Source organism: Marinococcus salis (genome assembly GCF_054971365.1).
The window spans coordinates 371,621-379,260 of sequence record NZ_JBQOJB010000001.1 but is presented as its reverse complement, the minus strand read 5'-3'; the positions used below and the strand labels follow the sequence as shown (position 1 = coordinate 379,260).

6 protein-coding genes are annotated in these 7,640 nt (G+C 48.8%); all 6 read left to right on the top strand.

Going from position 1 to position 7,640, the window contains the following annotated elements; genetic code table 11:
- Nucleotides 1-191 precede the first annotated feature (191 nt).
- The 6 genes from iolD to ACTTK6_RS01805 all read left to right on the top strand — a co-directional run bounded on the left by iolD (nt 192) and on the right by ACTTK6_RS01805 (nt 7,563).
- Nucleotides 192-2,111: a 3D-(3,5/4)-trihydroxycyclohexane-1,2-dione acylhydrolase (decyclizing) gene (gene iolD, locus ACTTK6_RS01830; protein ID WP_462832478.1), complete on the top strand. Its 1,920-nt coding sequence runs from the start codon at nt 192-194 to the stop codon at nt 2,109-2,111.
- Between the two features lie 194 nt (nt 2,112-2,305).
- Entirely contained in the window at nt 2,306-3,319 is a 1,014-nt protein-coding gene (locus ACTTK6_RS01825) for a Gfo/Idh/MocA family protein (RefSeq protein ID WP_462832477.1), read from the top strand.
- An 85-nt stretch (nt 3,320-3,404) separates the two neighbouring features.
- The gene (iolG, locus tag ACTTK6_RS01820; RefSeq protein ID WP_079474624.1) at nt 3,405-4,445 is read left to right on the top strand and encodes an inositol 2-dehydrogenase; all 1,041 of its coding nucleotides are present in this window, start codon (nt 3,405-3,407) and stop codon (nt 4,443-4,445) included.
- Between the two features lie 47 nt (nt 4,446-4,492).
- Nucleotides 4,493-5,431 carry a myo-inosose-2 dehydratase gene (gene iolE, locus ACTTK6_RS01815; RefSeq protein ID WP_462832476.1) on the top strand — a complete coding sequence of 313 codons (939 nt, stop codon included), beginning with the start codon at nt 4,493-4,495 and terminating at the stop codon, nt 5,429-5,431.
- A 189-nt stretch (nt 5,432-5,620) separates the two neighbouring features.
- Nucleotides 5,621-6,652: a LacI family DNA-binding transcriptional regulator gene (locus tag ACTTK6_RS01810; protein WP_462832475.1), complete on the top strand. Its 1,032-nt coding sequence runs from the start codon at nt 5,621-5,623 to the stop codon at nt 6,650-6,652.
- A complete protein-coding gene (locus ACTTK6_RS01805; RefSeq protein ID WP_462832474.1) occupies nt 6,649-7,563 on the top strand; it encodes an aldo/keto reductase in 915 nt (304 codons plus the stop codon). Before ACTTK6_RS01810 ends, ACTTK6_RS01805 begins: the two co-directional genes overlap by 4 nt.
- Nucleotides 7,564-7,640 lie beyond the last annotated feature (77 nt).

Below are 7,640 nucleotides of genomic sequence, written 5' to 3'. Positions count from 1 at the left end.
GGCGACCTGCATGCGAACGGCAAGGACGGCGTGGAGTTCTACACCCGCAAGAAAATGGTGACCGCCCGCTGGTAATCGCACAGCTTCAGCCCAATAGCACAACCCCAGGACTGTCTTCTCTTTCCTTTCTATTCTGAAAGAGGAGAAGGCAGTTTTTTCTTCTATAAAACGACAACAGGAAGGGGATTTTTATGCCCGTATTAACAACAGCACAAGCAATCGTACGTTTTCTGGAGCAGCAGTATATTGAATGGGACGGCGAAGAAATTCCGTTTGTAGATGGAATGTTTACAATATTTGGTCACGGCAACGTTCTCGGTCTCGGCCAGGCTCTATCTGAAGCAAAACGGCTCCGGGTCTACCAGGGAAAAAATGAGCAGGGCATGGGACATGCAGCAATATCATATGCTAAGCAGAATAATCGCAAACGTATCATTGCTTGCACGTCTTCTGTAGGACCTGGCTCTGCCAACATGGTGACAGCAGCGAGCGTAGCGACGGTAAACAACATCCCTCTGCTCATTTTTCCGGGAGACATCTTCGCAAGCCGCCAGCCGGACCCGGTACTGCAGCAGGTGGAACAGCCTCATGACTTAACGCTTTCCACTAACGACGCGTTCCGCCCGGTAAGTAAGTTCTGGGATCGTATTACACGACCTGAGCAGCTGATGAGCTCCTTGATTCAGGCGATGCGTGTGCTGACAAATCCGGCAGAAACCGGGGCAGTTACTGTGTCCGTGCCGCAGGACGTTCAGGGGGAGGCCTATGACTTTCCGGAATCATTTTTCCAGAAGCGTGTTCACCGCATCTCGAGAAAAGTGCCAGATGAGCGTTCGGTAAAGGAAGCAGCGGCTTTAATCCGGAGCAAAAAGCGTCCGTTCATCATTTGCGGCGGGGGTGTCCGCTATTCCGAGGCAGGAGAAAGCCTGAAAAAAATGGCCGAGGCCTGGAACGTGCCGATTGCAGAAACGCAGGCCGGCAAAAGCGCGGTGGAAAGCACGCATGAATGGAATGTCGGAGGTCTTGGTGTAACCGGTAACCTGGCAGCGAACACGCTCGCTCCGAAGGCGGACGTCATTATTGCAGTAGGCACACGCCTGGCTGACTTTACGACCTCCTCGAAGCAGTTGTTCCGGGATGAAAATGTCGAATTTATTTCAATCAACGTATCGGAATTTCACGGAATAAAAATGGATGCCTCGCCGTTAATCGGTGACGCGCAGGCTGTAATCGATGCTCTTGTAAATGAGACCGGGGACTACACGTCTGAATTTAAAAACGAGACCGAAGAGGCGAAGGCCGCGTGGGCCAAAGAAAAAGAACGCCTTTATTCTGTGCGCTATACGGAAGAAGGCTTTACGCCAGAAATTGCCGGTCATCTTGACGAGGAGCTGAAGGAGTACCGTAAAGTGCTGGGCACGGACCTGGCCCAGACAACCGCGCTCGGCATTGTGAACCGGGAAATCGATGAGAACGCTGTAGCCGTTGGAGCGGCCGGAAGCCTGCCTGGTGACATGCAGCGCCTATGGGAGTCGAGCCAGAAGTACCGGTACAACATGGAGTACGGCTATTCCTGCATGGGCTATGAAATTTCCGGAGCGTTCGGGGCCAAGCTCGCAGAGCCCGATAAAGAAGTATACGCCATGGTCGGAGACGGCAGCTTTTTGATGCTGCATTCGGAAATGATTACAAGCGTGCAGGAAAACAAAAAGATTAACGTGATGCTGTTTGATAATTCCGGCTACGGCTGCATTAACAACCTGCAGATGGGCAACGGCATGCAGAGCATCGGAACCGAATTCCGTCATCGGGATGAAGCAGAGGAGGAAATGTGCGGAAGCGTCATGCACATTGACTATGCCAAGGTAGCTGAAGGCTACGGCTTGAAAACGTACCGGGTGACGACGGAGGAAGGGTTGAAAGAAGCTATTGCTGATGCGAAAAAGCAAACAATGTCTACGCTGATTGACGTAAAGGTACTGCCGAAAACAATGACCGGGGATTATGAATCCTGGTGGCACGTCGGCGTTTCGGAAGTTTCTGAACGCGAAAGTGTCCGGGAAGCTTTTGAAGATAAAGAAAAGCAGCTGCAGCAGGCCCGCAAATATTAGATGGTTAAAAGCGCTCAAATCCCTGGCTTTGAGCGCTTTTTCGTATAGAAAGCCAGCTTTTTGATAAATCGCTTACATTTTTTCCGTTTACCCCTTGAATTACCCGAAAGGAAACGATAGTATAAACATAAGTTAAGCGCTTACTCAAAAACAATTATAATAACCATAAATAATAGTGCAGGAGGTTTTGGAACGTGAAAAAAGTTAAGGCAGGAATACTGGGAGCTGGGCACATTGCCGCTGTTCATGCTGCTCTTTTAAAAGAAGACGAGCGGGTCGAAATCATTGGTATCGCTGATATTTTTGAGGATAAAGCGAAAGAACTGGCCGCAGAAGCCGGCCCGGGCGTGCGTACAGCGGGCTCCATCGAAGAGCTGATTGCGCTAGGCGTGGATACTGTCTATGTCACCACGCCAAACACGATGCATGTTAGCCCGGTTCTTCATTGTTTAAAGAATAATGTAAACGTATTCAGTGAAAAGCCGATGGCGACCTCGGAAGAAGAAGCAAGGCAGATACGTGATGCCGCACGGAAATCCCAAGCCTGCTATAACCTCGGCATGAACCGACGCTATGCCTATGTGTACAAAAAAATTAAAAGCTACATGGATTCCGGACAGCTTGAGGCGTACTCTGCCCATTTCAAAATGAACCGGGGAGAGCTGCTGCATCCTGCCTGGACGTCTGATCCGGCGAAAACCGGAGGCTTTTTATACGAAACACCATTTCATTTGATGGATCTGTGCCGGTATTATTTCGGTGAGGTGGAAAAGGTGAAATGCGAAGCAACACGGGCTGTGTCCGAGAGCGAACTGGATAACTTTGCGATCCTTTTGACCTTTGAATCCGGAATGGTCATGACATTCAATACATTTGCCCACTCGGGATGGAGCTTCCCGTTTGAAGCAATTGAAATTTACGGAAAATATAGTACGGCATCGACCGCAGAACTCGAAACTGTGAAAATTGCCTGCGGCCTTGAAGGAGAAATTGATTCCTCTGACTACCACTTGATGCCTGTCAGCAAAAAATGGGGTTATGAAGAAGAAGACAGCTTGTTCATTGACGCCTTAGTCAACGGTACAGAACCACCGGTAAATGCAGAGGAAGCTTACAAGTCAACCTTCCTGCTGACAAGCATTTATGAAAGCGCTAAAACCGGTGAAGAAATAAATATTGCCGAGCAATTAAACAAAGTTCTTTCTTAGAGTAAAGAAAAAAGGGGTGGCACAGAAGCCATAGAGAAGAGCAGATATAAGACAGGCGGGCAATAAACACACAGGAGGTGCACAAATGGCACAAAATGATATTAGAGTAGCGGTGCTCGGACTTGGGCGGCTGGGATTGTTCCATGCAAGCAACATGATGAACAAAGTGAAAGGAGCCGAGCTGACGGTTGTTTGTGATCCACTCGCCGAACATGCCGAAATGGTGGCTGAACAGCTTGGGGTGGGACGCTGGACATCTGATCCTGAGGAAGTGTTTGCTGACGAAAACGTGGATGCAGTGGTAATTGTGACGCCGACAAGCACCCATGCTGACATGATTATAAAAGCAGCACGCAGCGGTAAGCAGATTTTCGTGGAAAAACCGCTGACCTCCACTGTGGAAGAAGCGGACGAAGTCATCAAGGTGATAGAAGAGACCGGCGTTGTCTGCCAGGTCGGCTTTATGAGAAGGTACGACCCTGGTTTTCATGATGCCCGTGAACGCATCGATGCCGGCGAAATCGGAAAGCCGATTTATTTTAAAGGCTTTTCAAGAGACAGCGGCTCCCCGCCCGCTTCTTTTATAAAAAACAGCGGCGGCATATTTCTGGACTGCTCGATTCATGACTATGACATGGCGCGGTATTTGATGGGCTCTGAAATTTCTTCTGTTTCCGGACATGGCCGTATTCTTATTAATTCGTTTATGGAGGAATACGGAGACGTCGATCAAGCCATCACGTATTTGGAATTTGAAAACGGAGGCGCCGGGGATGTGGAAGCAAGCAGAACCTCCCCGTATGGCCATGACATCCGGGCAGAGATCATCGGCACTGAAGGGGCCATTTTCGTCGGATCGCTGCGGAACAGTGATGTGACGGTTCAAAGCAGCACCGGAAGCAACCATGAAATTGTGCCAAATTTCCAGACAAGGTTCCGAGAAGCATATGTTCTTGAGCTTGAGCAGTTTATTAAATGCGTTAAAGGCGACGAAGAGCCGAGGGTTACTTCACTGGACTCCAAGATCAATATGCAGGTAGCGCTTGCGGCCACCGAATCGTTTAAAAACAACGGCGAACGCATTTACATGAAGGATGTGCACCAGGATAAGGTCTATACCGACTAAAGCAGAGGCAGAAAGATAATAACACTATTAAAAGAGAGGTGCAGCAAATGGCGGGACTTGGAAATTACGAGTTTCATCTCGGAATTGCAGCTATCAGCTGGGTAAATGATGACATTCCAGGGCTTGGAGACCACTATTCATTAGATCAGATTTTAGGCGAAATGAGGGAGATCGGGTACGAAGCGACTGAAATGGGGCGCACCTTCCCGCGTAATCTCGAGGAATTAAAAGCGATTCTTGGGAAACATGAGGTCACGCTTGCCAGTAAATTTGTCGGGACCCAGTTTTCCAATCTGCAGCATAAAGAGCAGGAAGTCCGCGATTTCGAGGAATGGGTCCGGTTTTTAAAAGACATGGAATGCGAATATGTGATTGTCTGTGAAATGGGCAACTCGATGCACTGGGATAGAGACGATCCAGATAAAGCAAAAATTACGGCACCATCAGAGGCGCAGTGGCAGAGCATGGTGGAGGGACTGAATGAGGCTGGGCACATCGCGAAAAAATACGACCTGGAGCTCGTGTATCATCCGCACGCGGGTACGATTGTAGAGCAGCGGGAAGACGTGGACCGTTTAATGGCAGAAACCGATGAAGATGCTGTGTCACTGCTGTATGATACCGGCCACGCTTTTTTTGGCAACTATGATCCAATGGATCAGCTGACCCGTTACTACGACCGTATTAAGTATGTACACTACAAAGATGTCCGTGAAGACATTTGGAATAAAACAATTAAAGAGAATCTGACGTTTCGGGAGGCTGTGCTTGAAGGGCTGTTTACCGTGCCCGGAGATGGCTGCATTGATTTTGAGCCTGTCCTTGAAGAATTGATGAAGCGGGGCTACCGGGGCTGGACAGTAGTAGAAGCAGAGCAGGACCCGGACGTTGCCCCTCCGTACAAATATGCAAAAATGGCGAAGGATCATTTGGATGAAACGATGGAAAAAGTTCAGGAAAAATACGGGGAAAAAGCCGGCAGATAAACAAGACGGAGGCATTTCGAGTACATATCGAAATGTCTTTTTCTGCTATAGAGAGCCTGAATTCCAAGAGGTTTGCAAAGACTGTGATTTTCTCCTGGGTCAAAAAACTGAAAAGAAAAGGCTCTCCCGGTGGATAGGAAGGAACGGAGGATTTATAATAAACGAAACGACAAAAATGAGGAAGATAAAATGAGACCGACAATTTACGACATCGCTGAGCGGGCCGAGGTTTCGATCGCTACAGTGTCAAAGGTGATTAACAATAAAGGAAAAATAGGAGAAAAAACCAAACAGCGGGTGCTTGCCATTATGGATGAGCTCGATTACCAGCCGAGCACAGTGGCTTCGGCCCTGACAGGAAAGCAGACGAATACGATCGGCCTGCTGGTTCCTGATATTGCCAACTCCTTTTTTGCCGAGCTTGCGAGAAGCGTGGAAGATACAGGGCACGCCGGCGGGTTCAATGTCGTTATATGCAATACCGACAACAATCCGGAAAAAGAAATTCAGTATTTGTGGTGGCTGAATCAAAAAAGAGTGGACGGTATTATTTTAGGGACAGGGATACAAAACACGAAAGCCCTGCAGGATTTTATGAAACAGAACATTCCTCTCGCACTCGTGGCAAGAGATGCTTCTGAGATTGATGTAGATACGGTGCTTGTCGATGACTACCGGGGTGGATACGAGGCTACGAAGCATCTGCTTGAGGCAGGGCATACCCGGATTGCATTTGTCGTAGGCGAAATGAACAATTCGAGTGATACAGAACGGCTGAAAGGCTTTTATGAAGCATATGATGAGCATGGAGTGAGCCGGGAGGAAGCGGTGCTGGTAAAAGATAATCATTCGATTGATGATGCTAAAAAGTCGATGCTCGAGACTCTCCGGAGCGAGCCGGATATCACTGCCGTTTTTGCTTTGAATGACTTTTTGGCAATCGGCTGTATTCAGGCAGGCAAAGAAGCAGGGCGGCGGGTACCTGAAGATTTGTCTGTTGTCGGCTTTGATGATACATTTATTGCTACATTGAGCGACCCGCCGCTGACTACAGTAGCGCAGCCTATTCTTGAAATGGGGCGGCTGGTGACCCAGATGCTGGTGGACCGGATCGGCGGCAAAAATGAAACGACGCGGACGGTTATTTTAAATCCGGAGCTGCACGTTCGCAGGACGACCGCAGGCATAAAAGAAGCAGAAAGGGATGTTACTAACTCATGAAATACAACACGCTTGGAAAAACAAACGAAGAGGTCTCTGTCGTAGGTATTGGAACGTATCAATTCGGCGGAGAATGGGGCAAAACCTTCACTCAAAAAGAAGTGGACGGCCTGTTTGAAGCGGCAAGAACGGAAAACCTTAATTTTATCGATACCGCCGAATGCTATGGAGATCATCTTGCGGAGGAACTGACCGGGGCGGCCATTCAAAAGGACCGCGACCAGTGGTTTGTAGCCTCCAAGTTCGGCCATCATTTTCACGGGCCGAATGACCGGACCCGGCACTATAACCCGGAAGATGTGCAAAAGCAGCTCGAAGCCTCCCTGCGGGCGCTCCGTACAGACTATATCGATCTTTATCAATTCCACTCCGGAACAGACGAAGAATTCCAGAATGACAAGCTGTGGACGATGCTTGATAAACAGAAAAAAGCCGGCAAAATTCGCCATATCGGCCTTTCGGTAAAGAAAAAGGATTATATGGACCAAATCAGGCAGGCGGAAGCTGTCGGTGCAGAAACGATACAGCTGGTATATAACCGGCTGGATTGCAAAACTGCAGAGGAAGCATTTCCGGAATGTGACCGCCAGCATCTGGGGGTTATTGCCCGGGTACCAATGGCGAGCGGTTACTTAAGCGGAAAATATACACCAGGGGCCTCCTTTGCAGAAGATGATGTTCGCCATCGCCACCCGCAGAATGAACAGGAAGCCGCTCTTCAGGAGGCGCTGCGGCTAAAGGAAACTCTTCCAGACGACGTCCCCCTCCCGCAATGGGCACTTGCCTGGTGTTTATCCAATTCAAGCGTTCATGCAGTCATCCCTGGCTGTAAAACGCCGGAACAGCTGGTAAGTAACGCTAAAGCTGTTGATCTTCTTGATAATAAAGACATCTCCCTGTTTACTGTTTAATTGGAGCAATCGATGCCTTTTCCTTCGCAGGAAAGGGCGTTAATTATATAAGGAAAGAGAACCGGTGAAAAAGTCTT

What these genes read in the sequence shown, in the direction of transcription:
- iolD (WP_462832478.1), top strand. Translation starts at nt 192, where the DNA reads ATGCCCGTATTAACAACAGCACAAGCAATCGTACGTTTTCTGGAGCAG.
- iolG (WP_079474624.1), top strand. Translation starts at nt 3,405, where the DNA reads ATGGCACAAAATGATATTAGAGTAGCGGTGCTCGGACTTGGGCGGCTG.
- iolE (WP_462832476.1), top strand. Translation starts at nt 4,493, where the DNA reads ATGGCGGGACTTGGAAATTACGAGTTTCATCTCGGAATTGCAGCTATC.
- ACTTK6_RS01810 (WP_462832475.1), top strand. Translation starts at nt 5,621, where the DNA reads ATGAGACCGACAATTTACGACATCGCTGAGCGGGCCGAGGTTTCGATC.
- ACTTK6_RS01805 (WP_462832474.1), top strand. Translation starts at nt 6,649, where the DNA reads ATGAAATACAACACGCTTGGAAAAACAAACGAAGAGGTCTCTGTCGTA.